At 65.2% G+C, this 16595-nt stretch carries 17 protein-coding genes; 14 read left to right on the forward strand and 3 right to left on the reverse strand.

Annotated elements, in window-relative coordinates:
• Positions 1–7 precede the first annotated feature (7 nt).
• Complete coding sequence (locus tag CAG31_RS01330; RefSeq protein WP_085577675.1) at positions 8–940, reverse strand: lipid A biosynthesis lauroyl acyltransferase; 933 nt, start codon at positions 938–940, stop codon at positions 8–10.
• A 117-nt stretch (positions 941–1057) separates the two neighbouring features.
• On the opposite strand from CAG31_RS01330, the gene minC reads away from it, so the two are divergent.
• The 8 genes from minC to CAG31_RS01365 all read left to right on the forward strand — a co-directional run bounded on the left by minC (position 1058) and on the right by CAG31_RS01365 (position 9086).
• Positions 1058–1795 carry a septum site-determining protein MinC gene (gene minC / locus CAG31_RS01335; RefSeq protein WP_085577885.1) on the forward strand — a complete coding sequence of 246 codons (738 nt, stop codon included), beginning with the start codon at positions 1058–1060 and terminating at the stop codon, positions 1793–1795.
• Positions 1796–1964: 169 nt separating this feature from the next.
• Positions 1965–2777 (forward strand): septum site-determining protein MinD, encoded by an 813-nt coding sequence (gene minD, locus CAG31_RS01340; RefSeq protein WP_085577676.1) that lies wholly within the window; start codon positions 1965–1967, stop codon positions 2775–2777.
• Positions 2777–3031, forward strand: coding sequence for a cell division topological specificity factor MinE (gene minE, locus CAG31_RS01345; protein WP_007960071.1), 255 nt, complete (start codon positions 2777–2779; stop codon positions 3029–3031). The genes minD and minE overlap by 1 nt, the downstream gene beginning before the upstream one ends.
• A gap of 91 nt (positions 3032–3122) precedes the next feature.
• Entirely contained in the window at positions 3123–3758 is a 636-nt protein-coding gene (locus CAG31_RS01350) for an RluA family pseudouridine synthase (RefSeq protein WP_085577677.1), read from the forward strand.
• Positions 3759–3810: 52 nt separating this feature from the next.
• Positions 3811–4911 (forward strand): hypothetical protein, encoded by a 1101-nt coding sequence (locus CAG31_RS01355; RefSeq protein WP_085577678.1) that lies wholly within the window; start codon positions 3811–3813, stop codon positions 4909–4911.
• A 282-nt stretch (positions 4912–5193) separates the two neighbouring features.
• Complete coding sequence (locus CAG31_RS01360; RefSeq protein WP_085577679.1) at positions 5194–6483, forward strand: M18 family aminopeptidase; 1290 nt, start codon at positions 5194–5196, stop codon at positions 6481–6483.
• A gap of 191 nt (positions 6484–6674) precedes the next feature.
• A complete protein-coding gene (locus tag CAG31_RS28375; protein ID WP_007965354.1) occupies positions 6675–6851 on the forward strand; it encodes a hypothetical protein in 177 nt (58 codons plus the stop codon).
• Positions 6852–6926: 75 nt separating this feature from the next.
• A complete protein-coding gene (locus CAG31_RS01365) occupies positions 6927–9086 on the forward strand; it encodes a mechanosensitive ion channel family protein (RefSeq protein ID WP_085577680.1) in 2160 nt (719 codons plus the stop codon).
• 112 nt (positions 9087–9198) lie between these two features.
• Here the strand turns inward: CAG31_RS01365 and CAG31_RS01370 are convergent, their stop codons facing one another.
• A complete protein-coding gene (locus tag CAG31_RS01370; protein ID WP_085577681.1) occupies positions 9199–9912 on the reverse strand; it encodes a UTRA domain-containing protein in 714 nt (237 codons plus the stop codon).
• A gap of 351 nt (positions 9913–10263) precedes the next feature.
• Here CAG31_RS01370 and CAG31_RS01375 point away from each other — a divergent pair, with 351 nt between their 5' ends.
• From CAG31_RS01375 to CAG31_RS01400, 6 genes are all read left to right on the forward strand, one after another.
• Entirely contained in the window at positions 10264–11328 is a 1065-nt protein-coding gene (locus CAG31_RS01375) for an ABC transporter substrate-binding protein (protein WP_085577682.1), read from the forward strand.
• 120 nt (positions 11329–11448) lie between these two features.
• Entirely contained in the window at positions 11449–12255 is an 807-nt protein-coding gene (locus CAG31_RS01380; RefSeq protein ID WP_085577683.1) for an alkaline phosphatase family protein, read from the forward strand.
• Between the two features lie 5 nt (positions 12256–12260).
• Positions 12261–13097 (forward strand): ABC transporter permease subunit, encoded by an 837-nt coding sequence (locus tag CAG31_RS01385; RefSeq protein WP_170929971.1) that lies wholly within the window; start codon positions 12261–12263, stop codon positions 13095–13097.
• Positions 13084–13884, forward strand: coding sequence for an ABC transporter permease (locus tag CAG31_RS01390; RefSeq protein WP_085577685.1), 801 nt, complete (start codon positions 13084–13086; stop codon positions 13882–13884). Before CAG31_RS01385 ends, CAG31_RS01390 begins: the two co-directional genes overlap by 14 nt.
• Positions 13881–14870, forward strand: coding sequence for an ABC transporter ATP-binding protein (locus tag CAG31_RS01395; protein WP_085577686.1), 990 nt, complete (start codon positions 13881–13883; stop codon positions 14868–14870). The genes CAG31_RS01390 and CAG31_RS01395 overlap by 4 nt, the downstream gene beginning before the upstream one ends.
• A 34-nt stretch (positions 14871–14904) precedes the next feature.
• On the forward strand, positions 14905–15558 hold the full coding sequence (locus CAG31_RS01400; RefSeq protein WP_085577687.1) for an HAD family phosphatase: 654 nt from the start codon (positions 14905–14907) through the stop codon (positions 15556–15558).
• A gap of 56 nt (positions 15559–15614) precedes the next feature.
• Here the strand turns inward: CAG31_RS01400 and CAG31_RS01405 are convergent, their stop codons facing one another.
• Positions 15615–16577 (reverse strand): zinc-binding dehydrogenase, encoded by a 963-nt coding sequence (locus CAG31_RS01405; protein ID WP_085577688.1) that lies wholly within the window; start codon positions 16575–16577, stop codon positions 15615–15617.
• Positions 16578–16595 lie beyond the last annotated feature (18 nt).

A 16595-nucleotide genomic window follows, 5' to 3' on the forward strand; every position in this document is an offset into this window, starting at 1 on the left:
GGGAACATCAACCGCGCTTGGCGTACAGCTTCGGCTCGCCCGGCGGACGGCTCTTGAAGCGCCGGTGGGCCCACAGGTATTGCTCGGGGCAATCGCGCAGCACGCCTTCGACCCACTGGTTGATGCGGATGCAGTCGGCCTCTTCGGTCTCGCCGGGGAAATCCTCCAGCGGCGCGTGGATCACCAGCCGGTAGCCGCTGCCGTCGGCCAGGCGTTCCTGGGTGAACGGCACCACCAGCGCCTTGCCCAGCCGGGCGAATTTGGTGGTGGCGGTGACGGTCGCCGCCTGAATGCCGAACAGCGGCACGAAAATGCTTTGCTTGGCGCCGTAGTCCTGGTCCGGCGCATACCAGATCGCCCGGCCCGAACGCAGCAGTTTGAGCATGCCGCGTACGTCGTCGCGTTCCACCGCCAGCGAATCGAGGTTGTGCCGTTCGCGGCCGCGGCGCTGGACGAAATCGAACAGCGCGTTCTTGTGCTCGCGGTACATGCCGTCGATGGTGTGCTGCTGGCCGAGCAGCGCCGCGCCGATCTCAAGCGTGGTGAAGTGCGCGGCCATCAGGATCACGCCCTTGCCCTCGCGCTGGGCCTTCTGCAGATGCTCAAGCCCTTCGACATGGGCCAGCTTGGCCAGGCGCTGGCGCGACCACCACCAGCTCATCGCCATTTCAAAGAAGGCGATGCCGGTGGAGGCGAAGTTCTCCTTGAGCAGGCGCTTGCGCTCGGCGGCGGACTTCTCCGGGAAGCACAGTTCCAGGTTGCGCTTGGCGATGCGCCGCCGGTCGCCGGCCAGGCGATACATCACGGCACCGAGAAACCGACCGATGGCCAGCAAGGCGGGGTACGGCAGCTGCACGATCAGCCACAAGAGCCCCAAGCCGCACCAGAGCGGCCAGAAGCGCGGGGAAAGAAAGGCGGTTCGAAAACGCGGGCGTTCCATTAAAGCTTCCGTCAATGCAGTGGCCGCGCATTCTACATCGTTCGACCCGGCTTGCGGCTGGCCGGCGTTCTCGTTATAAGTCTCGGCACTTTTAGTGACAAGCCGTTGTATCCCGACATGAGCCAAACCGAACCGCTAGACCAGGATCCCGTGTTCCAGTTGAAGGGCAGCATGCTGGCCATCACCGTGCTGGAGCTGTCCCGCAACGACCTCGACAGCCTCGACCGGCAACTGGCGGCCAAAGTGGCCCAGGCCCCGAACTTCTTCAGCAACGCGCCGCTGGTCCTGGCCCTGGACAAACTGCCGCCGGGCGAAGGCGCGGTCGACCTGCCGGGACTGATGCGCGTGTGCCGCCAGCACGGCCTGCGCACCCTGGCGATCCGCGCCAGCCGCATCGAGGACATCGCCGCCGCCATCGCCATCGACATCCCGGTGCTGCCGCCGTCCGGCGCCCGCGAGCGGCCGCTGGAGGCACCTGAGCCCGAGGTGAAGAAACAACCGGAAAAGGCGCCGGAACCGACCGTCAAGCCGACCCGCGTCATCACCTCGCCAGTACGTGGTGGCCAGCAGATCTACGCCCAGGGCGGCGATCTGGTGGTGGTCTCCTCGGTCAGCCCCGGGGCGGAACTTCTGGCCGACGGCAACATCCATGTATACGGCCCGATGCGCGGACGTGCGCTGGCCGGCGTCAAGGGCGACACCAAGGCGAGGATTTTCTGTCAGCAATTGAGCGCTGAACTGATCTCCATCGCAGGCCATTACAAGGTTTCCGAAGATTTGCGCCGCGACCCGCTGTGGGGCGCCGGCGTGCAGGTCAGCCTGTCGGGCGACGTGTTGAACATCATTCGGCTTTAACGGATACTGCCGCATTTTCCAAGCATCTCTGAAACATAGCGAAAACGGCTCAAACGAAGTAGGAAAAAGGCCAAAAGCCGAATTCCAGCCAAGGCTGTCCGACTGCATTAGTTTTCAAGAGATGTTTTTCAGGGGCTGAACAGTCCTTCTTCCTTAGGGGTGAAACACCTTGGCCAAGATTCTCGTGGTTACATCCGGCAAGGGTGGTGTGGGTAAGACCACCACCAGCGCCGCTATCGGTACCGGCCTCGCACTGCGCGGGCACAAAACAGTCATCGTCGACTTCGACGTGGGCCTGCGTAACCTCGACCTGATCATGGGTTGCGAGCGTCGCGTGGTGTACGACTTCGTCAACGTGGTCAACGGCGAAGCCAACCTGCAGCAAGCCCTGATCAAGGACAAGCGCCTGGAGAACCTGTACGTGCTGGCCGCCAGCCAGACCCGTGACAAGGACGCGCTGACCCAGGAAGGCGTGGAAAAGGTCCTGATGGAACTCAAGGACCAATTCGACTTCGTGGTCTGCGACTCCCCGGCGGGCATCGAGAAAGGCGCGCACCTGGCCATGTACTTCGCTGACGAAGCGATCGTCGTGACCAACCCTGAGGTTTCCTCGGTGCGCGACTCCGACCGCATGCTGGGCCTGCTGGCCAGCAAGTCGCGCCGCGCCGAAAAAGGCGAAGAGCCGATCCAGGAACACCTGCTGATCACCCGCTACCACCCGGAGCGTGTCGAGAAGGGCGAAATGCTCGGCGTCGAAGACGTCAAGGAAATCCTCGCCGTCCGCCTGCTGGGCGTCATTCCGGAATCCCAGGCCGTGCTCAAGGCCTCCAACCAGGGCGTCCCGGTCATCCTCGACGACCAGAGCGATGCCGGCCAGGCCTACAGCGACACCGTCGACCGTCTGCTGGGCAAGGAAAAAGAACACCGGTTCCTCAATGTCGAGAAGAAGGGATTCTTCGAGCGTCTGTTTGGAGGTAGGTAATGAACCTTTTTGACTTCTTTCGTGCCAACAAGAAGCCCAGCACCGCCTCGGTAGCGAAAGAGCGTCTACAGATCATCGTGGCGCATGAACGCGGCCAGCGCAGCACCCCCGACTACCTGCCGTCCCTGCAGAAGGAACTGGTGGAAGTGATCCGCAAGTACGTCAACATCGGCAACGACGACGTGCACGTGGCGCTGGAAAGCCAGGGCAGCTGCTCGATCCTGGAACTCAACATCACCCTGCCAGACCGCTGATCCGGCCTGGCGGGAACGACGGCGGCTTCAGGCCCTTCCAGCGATGGAACGGCCTGAAGCCGCCGTCGGCATTTGTCACGAGACTGTTTTAATGCCGCTGTCCAACATCCGCATCATCCATCAGGACGCCGCCATTCTGGTGGTCGACAAGCCCACCCTGCTGCTCTCGGTGCCCGGCCGGGCCGAGGACAACAAGGATTGCCTGATCACCCGCCTGCAGGAAAACGGCTACCCGGAAGCGCGAATCGTCCATCGGCTGGATTGGGAAACGTCCGGCATCATCCTGCTGGCCCGCGACCCCGACACCCACCGCGAACTGTCGCGCCAGTTCCACGACCGGGAAACCGAAAAGGCCTACACCGCCTTGTGCTGGGGCCAACCGGAACTGGACAGCGGCAGCATCGACCTGCCCCTGCGCTACGACCCGCCGACCAAGCCGCGCCACGTCGTGGACCACGAGTTCGGCAAGCACGCCCTGACCTTCTGGCGCGTGCTGGAGCGTTGCGGCGACTGGTGCCGCGTCGAGCTGACGCCGATCACCGGCCGTTCGCACCAGTTGCGCGTGCACATGCTGTCCATCGGGCATCCGCTGCTGGGCGACGGGCTCTATGCCCATCCGCAGGCCCTGGCGGCCTGGCCGCGCCTGTGCCTTCACGCCAGCATGCTCAGCTTCACCCACCCCCAGTCCGGCGAACGCTTGCGCTTCGAGTGCCCGGCGCCGTTCTGAGCACTGCCCAGAGGGGCAGTCGCCTGTATTGAGACAAGGATTTTTGTTCCGGATGAGCGGTATCGATTCCCTGGCAACACCCGTCAAGAAAACCCGTCACCAGCTGCTTTACCTGATCTACGGCAACCAGGATGTGTACCGGCGCGAAGCCAAGTTCAGCATCCTCACCGCCCTGTCCCAGGCCAAGAACGGCAAGCGCCCGGCGATCCGGATCCTCACCGACCGGCCGCAGGACTATGCCGGCTGGCCGGTGGACACCATTCTGCTGGACGAACAGACCCTGACCCGCTGGCAAGGCAGCCACGGCTACCACCACCGGCGCAAGGCCTGTGCGATCGCCGCCGGCCTGCAACTGGCGCAGAAGACCCTGTTCGTCGACACCGACACGCTGTTCACCAGCGACCCCAACCGGCTGTTCCAGCACATCACCCCCGGCCAATCGGTGATGGACCGCTTCGAGTACGACTGGAAAGACGTGCACCAGCGCCAGGACTACCTCAAGCTCGCCCGCGACCTCGTTGCCCACGGCGTGACGCCCGACAACGGCTTCAAGCTCTACAACAGCGGCCTGTGCGGGGTCACCGACAGCGACTCGGCGCTGTTCGAGGAGTCGATCCGCCTGATCGACGAATGGACCGCCGGCGGCTTCGAGATCCACACCATCGAGCAGATCGCCTTGTCGTACGCCATGCGCAAGCGTCCGGTGGTGGAGGCGCGCAAGCACATCTACCACTACTTCGCGGAGAAGCGTTTCTTCCATGCGATGCAGGCGTACTTCTTCTCCCAGCACGGCGAAGCGTTCAGCCAGCGCCTGGTGGACCTGTGCACCGACGTGCCGCGGGCCAAGCCGTTCCCGTCGGCCTGGCAGCGCCTGAAGATCAAATGGAAACTGCGCAACCAGAGCGGCACCCTGCGCAAGGTCGGCCGCGACCTTTTGTACGGCAGCGCCGCGCCGGACCATCCGTACTACACCGCTTGCCGCCATGAGTGGTGGGAATGCGCCTCGCGGGAGATCCTGCGCTGGGACGAAAGCCGCCGGAAAAAGCTGCTGGACCATCCCCGCTGGCCGCAGCAACTGCCGCGTCCGGACAAGCCCGAAGACGAAAAGATCATCATGAGCTACCTGAAGAAACGGGTGTCGGCGGCCCGCTGAGGCACCTCTCCGGCTCCGCGACGCCTTGGCTGACGCCATCGCTGGCAAGCCAGCTCCCCACAGTTATCGCAGATCACCGAAGACCACTGTGGGAGCGGGCTTGCCCGCGAAAGGGCTGGCCCCGGCAACACCCTCCTGCCGGCCGCCCTTCTGTGGGAGCCAGCCTGCTGGCGATGGCGCCGGCCCAGGCACCGCAAGACCGGACCAAGACAGTAGCGCCCGCATGTCCCCAGCCTCGGACCGATGGGTTAAACTCCCGCCCATCGCTGTCTGGAGCCTCCTATGCGCGAAGAGTTGAACCAAGGCCTGATCGACTTCCTCAAGGCCTCACCTACCCCGTTCCACGCCACCGCCAGCCTTGCCCAACGCCTGGAGGCCGCCGGTTATGTGCGCCTCGACGAGCGCGAGCCGTGGCACACCGAAGCCAACGGCCGTTACTACGTCACCCGTAACGACTCCTCGATCATCGCCATCAAGATGGGCCGCCACTCGCCGCTCCACGACGGTATCCGCCTGGTCGGCGCCCACACCGACAGCCCGTGCCTGCGGGTCAAGCCGCAGCCGGAACTGCAGCGCCAGGGCTTCTGGCAACTGGGCGTCGAAGTCTACGGCGGCGCGCTGCTGGCGCCATGGTTCGACCGCGACCTGTCGCTGGCCGGCCGCGTCACCTTCCGCCGCGACGGCAAGGTCGAAAGCCAACTGATCGACTTCAAGGCACCGATCGCGATCATCCCCAACCTTGCGATCCACCTCAACCGCGAAGCCAACCAGGGCTGGGCGATCAACGCACAGACCGAGCTGCCGCCGGTGCTGGCGCAGTTCGCCGGCGACGAGCGCGTGGACTTCCGCGCCGTGCTCACCGACCAGCTGGCCCGCGAGCACGGCCTCAACGCCGATGTGGTGCTCGACTACGAGCTGAGCTTCTACGACACCCAGAGCGCCGCCGTCATCGGCCTGCACGGCGACTTCATCGCCGGCGCCCGCCTGGACAACCTGCTGTCGTGCTACGCCGGCCTGCAGGCCCTGCTCAACGCCGACACCGAAGAGACCTGCGTGCTGGTGTGCAACGACCATGAAGAGGTCGGCTCCTGCTCGGCCTGCGGCGCCGACGGCCCGATGCTGGAGCAGACCCTGCGCCGCCTGCTGCCCGAAGGCGACGAGTTCGTGCGCACCATCCAGAAATCCCTGCTGGTCTCGGCCGACAACGCCCACGGCGTGCACCCCAACTACGCCGAGAAGCACGACGGCAACCACGGCCCGAAACTCAACGCCGGCCCGGTGATCAAGGTCAACAACAACCAGCGCTACGCCACCAACAGCGAAACCGCCGGGTTCTTCCGCCACCTGTGCATGGCCGAAGAAGTGCCGGTGCAAAGCTTCGTGGTGCGCAGCGACATGGGCTGCGGCTCGACCATCGGCCCGATCACCGCCAGCCACCTGGGCGTGCGCACCGTCGACATCGGCCTGCCGACGTTCGCCATGCACTCGATCCGCGAACTGTGCGGTAGCCATGACCTGGCGCACCTGGTCAAGGTGCTGAGCGCGTTCTACGCCAGCCGCGAACTGCCGTAACCCTGCGAGAACATCGCCGGCAGACGGGCTCCCACATGGGCAATGCGTTCCAGTGTGGGAGCCAGCCTGCTGGCGATGGCTATCGAACAGACGCCGCCCCCGTCCGGAGCGGCCCGGTTCTGACCCGCATCACCCCCACCGGGCAAAATCCCACCTAGACTTGAACCATCCCCTTCGACAAGGCAGTCGCCATGATCTCGATGTCATCGTTCCACGCCATGCTCATTCCGATCCTGTCGGGCATGATCCTGCTCGCCATCGGCTTCAACTTCCGCGACAAGAACGCCGGCGTGTTCGCCATGTGGGTCGGCATGCTGATGATCCTGGCCACCGTGGTCTACAAGATCCTGGCCAAACTCAACGAATGAGCCGTGCTGCGCTCGCATTGGCTCCGGCGGGCTCGTACACTCGCCCGATCCGCCCCTTGCGAGGTTGACTGCCCCGTGTTCGCCCGTCTCTTCACCCTGCCCTGCCTGTTTCTCGTCTGCCTGATTTCCCTGATGCCGCTGGCGCCGGCCGAGGCGGTCGGCCTGCCGGGCATCCTCAACGGCGCGAACAAGGCCCAGCCCGAAGCCCAGGAACCGCTGGGCCAGTCGCTGGACGAGGTCATCAAGTCGCTGGAGAACGATCAGCAGCGCGCCCGCCTGCTGGCGGATCTGAAGAAACTGCGCGACGCCACCCAAAAGGCCCAGGCCACCCCGGAAGAAGGCGTGCTGGGCCTGATCGGCGGCACCCTGGCCAACTTCGAAAAGCAGTTTTCCGGCGCCGACAGCCCGCTCAGCCGCTGGCTCGCCGAATTCGACCAGGCCCAGGACGAACTGGCCGCCCTGATGGTGCCCGCCAGCGAGTGGGTGCCGATCGTCTTCGCCTTCGCCGTGATCCTCGCGGTCTGGAGCCTGCTCGCCGCCGCGCTGATCTGGCTCGGGCACCGGGTGCGCCTGCGCTTCGGCCTCACCGAGGAACTGCCGCAACACCCCAAGGCCCTCGACATGCTGCGCTTCGCCCTGCGCAAGCTCGGGCCATGGATGATCGCGCTGGTGATGACCGTCTACATGAGTTACGCCCTGCCGTCGTCGCTGGGCAAGAGCCTGGCGATGGTGCTGGCCTATGCCTTGGTGGTGGGCACCTGTTTCTCGGCGATCTGCGTGATCGCCTTTTCCCTGCTCGACGGGCCGCACCGCCACCGCGCGCTGTACATCCTGCGGCACCAGGCGTTCCGCCCGCTGTGGCTGATCGGCAGCTTCGCCGCGTTCGGCGAGGCCCTGAACGATCCGCGCCTGATCGCCAGCCTCGGCGTGCACCTGGCGCACACCGCCGCCACGGTCGCCAACGTACTCGCCGCCCTGTTCACCGCGCTGTTCATCCTGCGCTTCCGGCGGCCCATCGCCCATCTGATCCGCAACCAGCCGCTGTCCCGCCGCCTGACCCGCCGCGCCCTCAGCGACACCATCGAGATCCTGGGCACGTTCTGGTACGTCCCGGCGCTGGTGCTGGTCGGCATTTCGCTGTTCGCCACGTTCATTTCCGCCGGCGACACCAGCACCGCGTTGCGCCAGTCGCTGATCTGCACCGTGCTGCTGGTGCTGTGCATGGTCATCAACGGTCTGGTGCGTCGCCATGCGCTCAAGCCGCAGCGCGGGCCGAAGCGCCACGCGTTCTATTCCGAACGCCTCAAAGCCTTTTTCTACACCCTCGCCCACCTGGCGGTATGGCTGGCGTTCATCGAGCTGGGCCTGCGGGTGTGGGGCAAGTCGCTGATCGGCTTCACCGAAGGCGAAGGCCACGACGTCAGCGTCAAGCTGTTCAGCCTGATCGGCACCCTGATCTTCGCCTGGCTGATCTGGATCCTCAGCGACACCGCCGTGCACCACGCCCTCACCCGCTCGCGCAAGGGCCTGGCCAACACCCGGGCGCAGACGATGATGCCGCTGATCCGCAACGTGCTGTTCGTGGCGATCTTCATCGTGGCCCTGATCGTCGCCCTGGCCAACATGGGCATGAACGTCACGCCGCTGCTGGCCGGTGCGGGCGTGATCGGCCTGGCCATCGGCTTCGGTGCGCAGTCGCTGGTGGCGGACCTGATCACCGGGCTGTTCATCATCATCGAAGATTCGCTGGCCATCGACGACTACGTGGACGTCGGCGGCCACCTGGGCACCGTCGAAGGGCTGACCATCCGCACCGTGCGCCTGCGGGACATCGACGGCATCGTGCACACCATCCCGTTCAGCGAAATCAAGAGCATCAAGAACTACTCCCGTGAGTTCGGCTACGCGATCTTCCGGGTCGCGGTGCCGTACAACATGGACATCGACGAGGCGATGAAGCTGATGCGCGAGGTCGGCCAGAAGATGCGCACCGATCCCCTGCAGCGCCGCAACATCTGGTCGCCGCTGGAGTTTCAGGGAGTGGAGAGTTTCGAGTCCGGCAACGCGATCCTGCGGGCGCGCTTCAAGACCGCGCCGATCAAGCAGTGGGAGGTTTCGCGGGCGTTCAACCTGTCGCTCAAGCGCCACCTGGACGAAGCCGGGCTGGACCTGGCGACGCCGCGCATGAGCGTGCAGGTGGTGACGGCCGGCGGTGGAGAGCCGAAACCGGAGTGACCGTCATCGCAAGCAGGCTCACTCCCCGCACTCCCCCCGAATCCCTGTGGGAGCCAGCCTGCTGTCGATGACGTCGGCAGGCGCACCGATCCAGTCACGGCCAGCCAACAGCTCAGAACACGTCGACGCCGACATGGATCGCGTCATGCCGCCAGAACTCCAGGTCGCAGTCGATCAGCCGCTCGTGCTGATCGTAGTTGACCCGGGCGATCCGCAAGCCCGGACTGCCCACCGACACCCGCAGCGCCGCCGCGGCATCCACCGACAGCGAGGTCGGCACGATCTCGAACCGCACCCGGCCGTAGTGCAGGTCGTAGTTGCGCGCGTACAGCTCGGTGATCGACTGGTTCAGGTCGCAGTCCAGGATGCCCGGGAAATACTGCGGGTTCAGGTAGTGCTCCACATACAGCACCAGCCGCCCGTCGATGCGCCGCGACCGGCAGATCTGGATCACGCTCGACAGCGCCGGCAACTGCAGCCAGGCGCACACCGCCGCCGACGCCGGCTGCAGCCGCGCCGAAATCACCTCGGTCGACGGCACCCGCCCCTGGGCGCTGACCATCGCGTGAAAGTGGCTGCGCTGCATCAGGTTGTACGCCAGGCGCGGCGGTGACACGAACCAGCCACGGCGCTCCTCGCGGTAGATCTGCCCTTGGGCCTCCAGCTGCAGCAACGCCTCGCGCACCGTGATCCGGGTGGTGCCGAACAGCTCGCTGAGCTTGCGCTCGGCCGGCAGCTTGCTGCCGGGCGCCAGCAGGCCGTGGTTCATCTGCTCCTGAAGGATCAGGCAAATGGCTGTCACCGCTTTTGTTGCCTCATCGCGCATCAACGTTACCTATCTGGACTAGACCAGCACTGTTTCGGGGCAGAACCGCGCTGCAAAACCGGCTCATCACTGAACACAAAGCCTAGGCAGCGCAGATGACCGGGAGATGACAAAACCGCCCGACGGTCACGCTCACAGCCTGCAATACATCGGCCAAGTCCTTTACGGACCGGGCTCCGGCCATGGTCTACGCTTACCGGGCAGCCTGCGACGGCCCGCAGAAAAAAGCGCCGCCGGACAGTCGCCGACATCAAAGTGTCATCCAGCCCCCTTAGATTGGCTCAGGTATTGCTGACCTAGACCAACACACACCGCAATCGCAGCGTTGAACACGACCCAAGGAGCTTCGGAATGAAACAGTTTTTCCTGGCATCACTGTTAGGCTCGACCATTGCAATGTGCACCGCCGCCATGGCGGCCGACGACCTGAAAACCCTGGAAGCCGCTGCGAAAGCGGAAGGCGCCGTCAACAGCGTGGGCATGCCCGACGACTGGGCCAACTGGAAAGGCACCTGGGAAGACCTGGCCAAGAACTACGGCCTCAAGCACGTCGACACCGACATGAGCTCGGCCCAGGAAATCGCCAAGTTCGCCGCCGAGAAAGACAACGCCACCGCCGACATCGGCGACGTCGGCGCGGCCTTCGGCCCGATCGCGGTCAAGCAAGGCGTGGTGCAGCCGTACAAGCCGAGCACCTGGGAGCAGGTGCCTGCCTGGGCCAAGGACAAGGACGGCAACTGGGCGCTGGCCTACACCGGCACCATCGCCTTCATCGTCAACAAGAAGCTGCTGCACGGCTCCGAAGTGCCGACCAAATGGGCCGACCTCAAGGGCGGCAAGTACAAGGTCTCCATCGGTGACGTGAGCACCGCCGCGCAAGCCGCCAACGGCGTGCTGGCCGCCGCGCTGGCCAACGGCGGCGACGAGAAGAACCTGCAGCCGGCGCTGCTGCTGTTCGCCGACATCGCCAAGCAGGGTCGCCTGTCGATGTCCAACCCGACCATCTCCACCATCGAGAAGGGTGAAGTGGAAGTCGGCGTGGTCTGGGACTTCAACGGCCTGAGCTACAAGGCCAAGATGGCCAACCCGGATGACTTCGTGGTGCTGATCCCGTCCGACGGCTCGGTGATCTCCGGCTACACCACCATCATCAACAAGTACGCGAAGAACCCGAACGCGGCCAAGCTGACCCGCGAATACATCTTCAGCGACGCCGGCCAGATCAACCTGGCCCGCGGCAACGCCCGTCCGATCCGCGCCGAGCACCTGACCCTGCCGGAAGACGTGAAGGCCAAGCTGCTGCCGAACGAGCAGTACAAGAAGGTCACCCCGATCAAGGACGCCGATGCGTGGGAGAAGACCTCCAAGGCCCTGCCGCAGAAGTGGAACGAAGAAGTCATCGTCGAGATGAAGTAAGCCGATAGATCCCTACTGGGTCTGGCACAAAACCCTGTGGGAGCGGGCTTGCTCGCTCCCACAGGATCCGTGTCGATTTCGAGTTTCCCGTTCTTATTGTTTCGCGGAGTTTCTGCCCCTATGAAGCACAACGTCATCCTTGTCGTGCTCGACGGCCTCAGCCACGAGGTCGCCCGTCACGCCATGGGGCATCTGCAAGCTTATGTCGGCGCAGGACGCGCCGCGCTCCATCAACTGGAGTGCGAGCTTCCGGCCCTGTCCCGACCGCTGTACGAATGCATCCTCACCGGCGTGCCGCCGATCGACAGCGGCATCGTCCACAACAACGTCTCGCGCCTGTCCAACCAGCGCAGCATCTACCACTACGCCAGGGACGCCGGCCTGACCACCGCTGCGGCGGCCTACCACTGGGTCAGCGAGCTGTACAACCGCTCACCGTTCGTGGCGGCGCGCGACCGTCACACCGACGACCCGGCCCTGCCGATCCAGCACGGCCACTTCTACTGGAACGACCACTACCCGGACTCGCACCTGTTCGCCGACGCCGAGCACCTGCGCCTGCGCCACCGCCCGAACTTTCTGCTGATCCATCCGATGAACATCGACGACGCCGGCCACAAGCACGGCCTCGACTCGCCCCAGTACCGCAACAGCGCCCGCAGCGCCGACATCATCCTCGCCGACTACCTGCAAGGCTGGCTCGACGCCGGCTACCAGGTGCTGGTGACCGCCGACCACGGCATGAACAACGACCGCTCGCACAACGGCCTGCTGCCGGAGGAGCGCCGGGTGCCGCTGTTCGTGCTGGGCGACGCCTTCAGCCTGGATCCGGGCGCCCGGCCGAAGCAGACCGACCTGTGCGGCACCGTCTGCGAACTGCTCGGCGTGCCCCACGACAAACCCGTCTGCCGGGAGCTGCTCAAGTGAATCCGATGACCCGCAGCAAATGGCTGGCCGCCCTGTGCCTGGTGCCTTTCGCCCTGTTCTTCATGGTGTTCGAGATCGCACCGCTGGCCTGGGTGATGATCAACAGCCTGCAATCGGAGGAGTCCGGCTGGGGCCTGGCCAACTTCACCAGGATCTTCAGCTCCAAGTTCTACCTGCAGGCGATCCAGTACAGCCTGGAGATCAGTTTCTGGTCGAGCGTGTTCGGCATCCTCATTGCGGTGCTGGGCGCGTACTCGCTGCGCCGGGTCGACAGCAAACTGCGCAACTTCGTCAACGCCTTCGCCAACATGACCAGCAACTTCGCCGGCGTGCCCCTGGCCTTCGCGTTCATCATCCTGCTGGGCTTCAACGGCAGCTTCACGATCATGCTGAAGCAGGCCGGGCTCATCCAGGACTTCAACCTGTACTCCAAGACCGGGCTGATCATCCTCTACACCTACTTCCAGATCCCCCTCGGCGTGCTGCTGCTCTATCCGGCCTTCGATGCGCTGCGCGAAGACTGGCGCGAGTCCGCCGCGCTGCTCGGCGCCAGCGGCTGGCAGTTCTGGCGCCACATCGGCCTGCCGGTGCTGACCCCGGCGCTGCTGGGCACCTTCGTGATCCTGCTGGCCAACGCCCTGGGCGCCTACGCCACGGTCTACGCGCTGACCACCGGCAACTTCAACGTGCTGCCGATCCGCATCGCGGCGATGGTCTCCGGCGACATCTCGCTCGACCCGAACCTGGCCAGCGCCCTGGCCGTGGTGCTGGTCGTCCTGATGACCCTGGTGACCGTCGTGCATCAACTGCTGCTCAAGAGGAGCTACCATGTCTCGCGCTGAATCCGGCCCGGCCGGCCTCTACCACCGCGTCGTGGTCTGCCTGCTGTTCGCCATTCTGCTGCTGCCGCTGGCGGGCACGCTGGTCTACTCGATCGCCAGCAGTTGGTCGGCCACCGTGCTGCCCAGCGGCTTCACCTTCAAGTGGTACATCCAGCTGTGGAGCGATCCGCGCTTCCTGCACGCCTTCGGCCAGTCGCTGCTGGTGTGCGTGGGCGCGCTGGCGCTGTCGGTGGTGCTGATCCTGCCGCTGCTGTTCGTGGTGCACTACCACTTCCCCAAGCTCGACGCGCTGATGAACATCCTGATCCTGCTGCCCTTCGCGGTGCCGCCGGTGGTGTCGTCGGTGGGGCTGCTGCAGCTCTACGGCTCCGGGCCGCTGGCGATGGTCGGCACGCCGTGGATCCTGATCGGCTGCTACTTCACCGTGGCGCTGCCGTTCATGTACCGGGCGATCACCAACAACCTGCAGGCGATCAACCTGCGCGACCTGATGGACGCCGCCCAACTGCTCGGCGCCAGCACCTGGCAGGCGGCGTTCCTGGTGGTGCTGCCGAACCTGCGCAAGGGCTTGATGGTGGCGTTGCTGCTGTCGTTCTCGTTCCTGTTCGGCGAGTTCGTGTTCGCCAACATCCTGGTCGGCACCCGCTACGAAACCCTGCAGGTGTACCTGAACAACATGCGCAACAGCAGCGGCCACTTCACCAGTGCGCTGGTGATCTCCTACTTCTTTTTCGTGCTGGTCCTGACCTGGGTCGCCAACATCTTGAACAAGGACAAAAGCCAATGAGCTATGTCAGCGTCCAACATCTGCAGAAGCACTACGCGGGCACCACGGTGTTCAGCGACATCAACTGCGGAATCAACAAGGGCGAGTTCGTCACCTTGCTCGGCCCGTCCGGCTGCGGCAAGTCCACCCTGCTGCGCTGCATCGCCGGCCTGACGCCGGTGGACGGCGGCAAGATCCTGCTCGACGGCGTCGACATCGTGCCGCTGAGCCCGCAGAAGCGCGGGATCGGCATGGTGTTCCAGAGCTACGCGCTGTTCCCCAACATGACCGTGGAGCAGAACGTGGCGTTCGGCCTGCGCATGCAGAAGGTCAACGCCGACGACAGCCACAAGCGCGTGGCCGAAGCGCTGAAGCTGGTGGAGCTCAATGACTTCGCCGGCCGCTATCCCCATCAGTTGTCCGGCGGCCAGTGCCAGCGCGTGGCCCTCGCCCGCTCCCTGGTCACCCGGCCCCGCCTGCTGTTGCTGGACGAACCGCTGTCAGCCCTCGATGCGCGGATCCGCAAGCACCTGCGCGAGCAGATCCGGCAGATCCAGCGCGAACTCGGCCTGACCACGATCTTCGTCACCCACGACCAGGAAGAAGCGCTGACCATGTCCGACCGGATTTTCCTGATGAACCAGGGAAAGATCGTACAGAGCGGCGATGCCGAAACCCTGTACACCGCCCCGGTGGACGTGTTCGCCGCCGGCTTCATCGGCAACTACAACCTGCTGGACGCCGACAGCGCCTCGAAGCTGCTGCAGCGCCCGGTCCACCACCGCATCGCCATCCGCCCGGAAGCCATCGAACTGCGCGTGGACGGCGAGCCCGACGCGCAGATCCGCAGCCACAGCCTGCTGGGCAACGTGATCCGCTACCGGGTCGAGGCCCGGGGCGTGGAACTGGTGGTGGACGTGCTCAACCGTTCGGCGGCGGATCTGCACCCCGACGGCCGCCGCCTCAAGCTTTCCATCGATCCGGCGGCCCTGCGTGAGGTAGCCTGATGACTTTGCTGACGTTGAAGAGAGAACCGCACTGATGGCCCTGGCAATTTTTGATCTGGACGAAACCCTGATCCACGGCGACTGCGCCTCCCTCTGGAGCGAGCAGATGGGACGGCTGGGCTGGGTCGATCCCGAGTCGTTCATGCGCAGGAACAACGAACTGATGGACGCCTACAGCCATGGCAAGCTGCGCATGGAGGACTACATGGCGTTCAGCCTTGAGCCGCTGATCGGCCGCACCCCGGCGGAGGTGGAACACCTGGTCGAACCGTGGGTGGAAGACTTCATCGAACCGATCATCTTCAGCGACGCGACCAAGGCCATCGCCGCCCACCGCAAGGCCGGCGACCGGATCCTGGTGATCTCGGCCTCGGGCACGCACCTGGTAAAGCCGATCGCCGAACGCCTGGGCATCGACGAAATCCTCGGCATCGAGCTGGAGGTCGCCCATGGCGTGTACAGCGGCCAGACCACCGGCATCCTGACCTACCGCGAAGGCAAGATCACCCGTCTGCTGGAGTGGCTGGACGCCGAAGAAGAGAACCTGGAGGGCGCAAGCTTCTATTCCGACTCGCGCAACGACCTGCCGCTGCTGCTGAAGGTGGACTACCCGCACATCGTGAACCCGGATCCGGTGCTGCGCGAACACGCCGAACAGGCCGGCTGGCCGATCCACCTCTGGACCTGACCGCCTCCTGCGGGAGCGTCGGTCCGCACCGCCGCTCCCGCAGAATGTGCGGGCCGTCAGGCCAGGCTTTCGTCGATCAGCAGCACCACCTTCCCCGCCACCGTGTTGCTCGCCAGCTCCGCAAACGCCGCTTCGGCGTCCTTGGCCGCGAACGTCTTCGCCAACTGCGGGCTCAACCGTCCTTCGGCGAAGAGCGGCCAGACATGCTGGTTCAGGTCGGCGAACAGATCGGCCTTGAACCCGTCGTCGCGGCTGCGCAGGGTCGAGCCCAGCAACTGCACGCGCTTGCTCAGCACCTGGGCCAGATCCAGCTTCGCCTCGCGCCCGCCCATCAGGCCGATCAGCACCCAGCGGCCATCCTGCGCCAGCAGCTTGAGGTTCAGCGCCGAGTAATGGCCGCCCACCGGATCCAGGATCACATCGAACGGGCCGAAGTCCCGCAGGCTCTCCAGGTCATCGGTGCGCACCGCGCCGCCCTGGGCCCCCAGCGCTTCACAGTAGGCCAGGCGCTCGGCCGAGCCGACGCTGACCCAGCACGGGTTGCCGAACGCCTTGCACAGCTGGATGGCGGCCGAACCGATGCCGCTGGCGCCGGCATGCAGCAAGACCTTCTCGCCCGGCTTGAGCGCCGCCAGCCGGAACACGTTCAGCCAGACAGTGGCGTAGACCTCGGGCAGCGCGGCGGCTTCGGCCAGCGACAGGCCCTCCGGCACCGCCAGCACGTGCCGCCCGTCGACGACCACTTCTTCGGCCATCCCGCCGCCGGCCAGCAGCGCGCACACCCGGTCGCCGACCTGCCAGGACGACCCCGCGCCGACTTCGCTGATCACCCCCGAACACTCAAGGCCGAGCGCCTGGCTCACCCCCGGCGGCGGCGGATAGAGCCCGGCTTTCTGCAACAGATCGGCGCGGTTGAGCCCCGCCGCCGCCACCCGGATGCGCACTTGCCCCGCATCGCACGCAGGACTCGGCTCATCTACCCATGCCACTTGACCGTCAACGCCTTGCAATGCCTTCACACTGCCTCCATAGTGAGT

This window comes from Pseudomonas sp. R25(2017), from assembly GCF_002112565.1.
Taxonomy (GTDB): domain Bacteria; phylum Pseudomonadota; class Gammaproteobacteria; order Pseudomonadales; family Pseudomonadaceae; genus Aquipseudomonas; species Aquipseudomonas ekonensis.

Excerpts from the sequence above, each read along its gene's own strand:
- CAG31_RS01330 (WP_085577675.1), bottom strand. The coding sequence starts at position 940 with ATGGAACGCCCGCGTTTTCGAACCGCCTTTCTTTCCCCGCGCTTCTGG.
- minC (WP_085577885.1), top strand. The coding sequence starts at position 1,058 with ATGAGCCAAACCGAACCGCTAGACCAGGATCCCGTGTTCCAGTTGAAG.
- minE (WP_007960071.1), top strand. The coding sequence starts at position 2,777 with ATGAACCTTTTTGACTTCTTTCGTGCCAACAAGAAGCCCAGCACCGCC.
- CAG31_RS01350 (WP_085577677.1), top strand. The coding sequence starts at position 3,123 with ATGCCGCTGTCCAACATCCGCATCATCCATCAGGACGCCGCCATTCTG.
- CAG31_RS01355 (WP_085577678.1), top strand. The coding sequence starts at position 3,811 with ATGAGCGGTATCGATTCCCTGGCAACACCCGTCAAGAAAACCCGTCAC.
- CAG31_RS01360 (WP_085577679.1), top strand. The coding sequence starts at position 5,194 with ATGCGCGAAGAGTTGAACCAAGGCCTGATCGACTTCCTCAAGGCCTCA.
- CAG31_RS28375 (WP_007965354.1), top strand. The coding sequence starts at position 6,675 with ATGATCTCGATGTCATCGTTCCACGCCATGCTCATTCCGATCCTGTCG.
- CAG31_RS01370 (WP_085577681.1), bottom strand. The coding sequence starts at position 9,912 with ATGCGCGATGAGGCAACAAAAGCGGTGACAGCCATTTGCCTGATCCTT.
- CAG31_RS01375 (WP_085577682.1), top strand. The coding sequence starts at position 10,264 with ATGAAACAGTTTTTCCTGGCATCACTGTTAGGCTCGACCATTGCAATG.
- CAG31_RS01380 (WP_085577683.1), top strand. The coding sequence starts at position 11,449 with ATGAAGCACAACGTCATCCTTGTCGTGCTCGACGGCCTCAGCCACGAG.
- CAG31_RS01385 (WP_170929971.1), top strand. The coding sequence starts at position 12,261 with ATGACCCGCAGCAAATGGCTGGCCGCCCTGTGCCTGGTGCCTTTCGCC.
- CAG31_RS01390 (WP_085577685.1), top strand. The coding sequence starts at position 13,084 with ATGTCTCGCGCTGAATCCGGCCCGGCCGGCCTCTACCACCGCGTCGTG.
- CAG31_RS01395 (WP_085577686.1), top strand. The coding sequence starts at position 13,881 with ATGAGCTATGTCAGCGTCCAACATCTGCAGAAGCACTACGCGGGCACC.
- CAG31_RS01400 (WP_085577687.1), top strand. The coding sequence starts at position 14,905 with ATGGCCCTGGCAATTTTTGATCTGGACGAAACCCTGATCCACGGCGAC.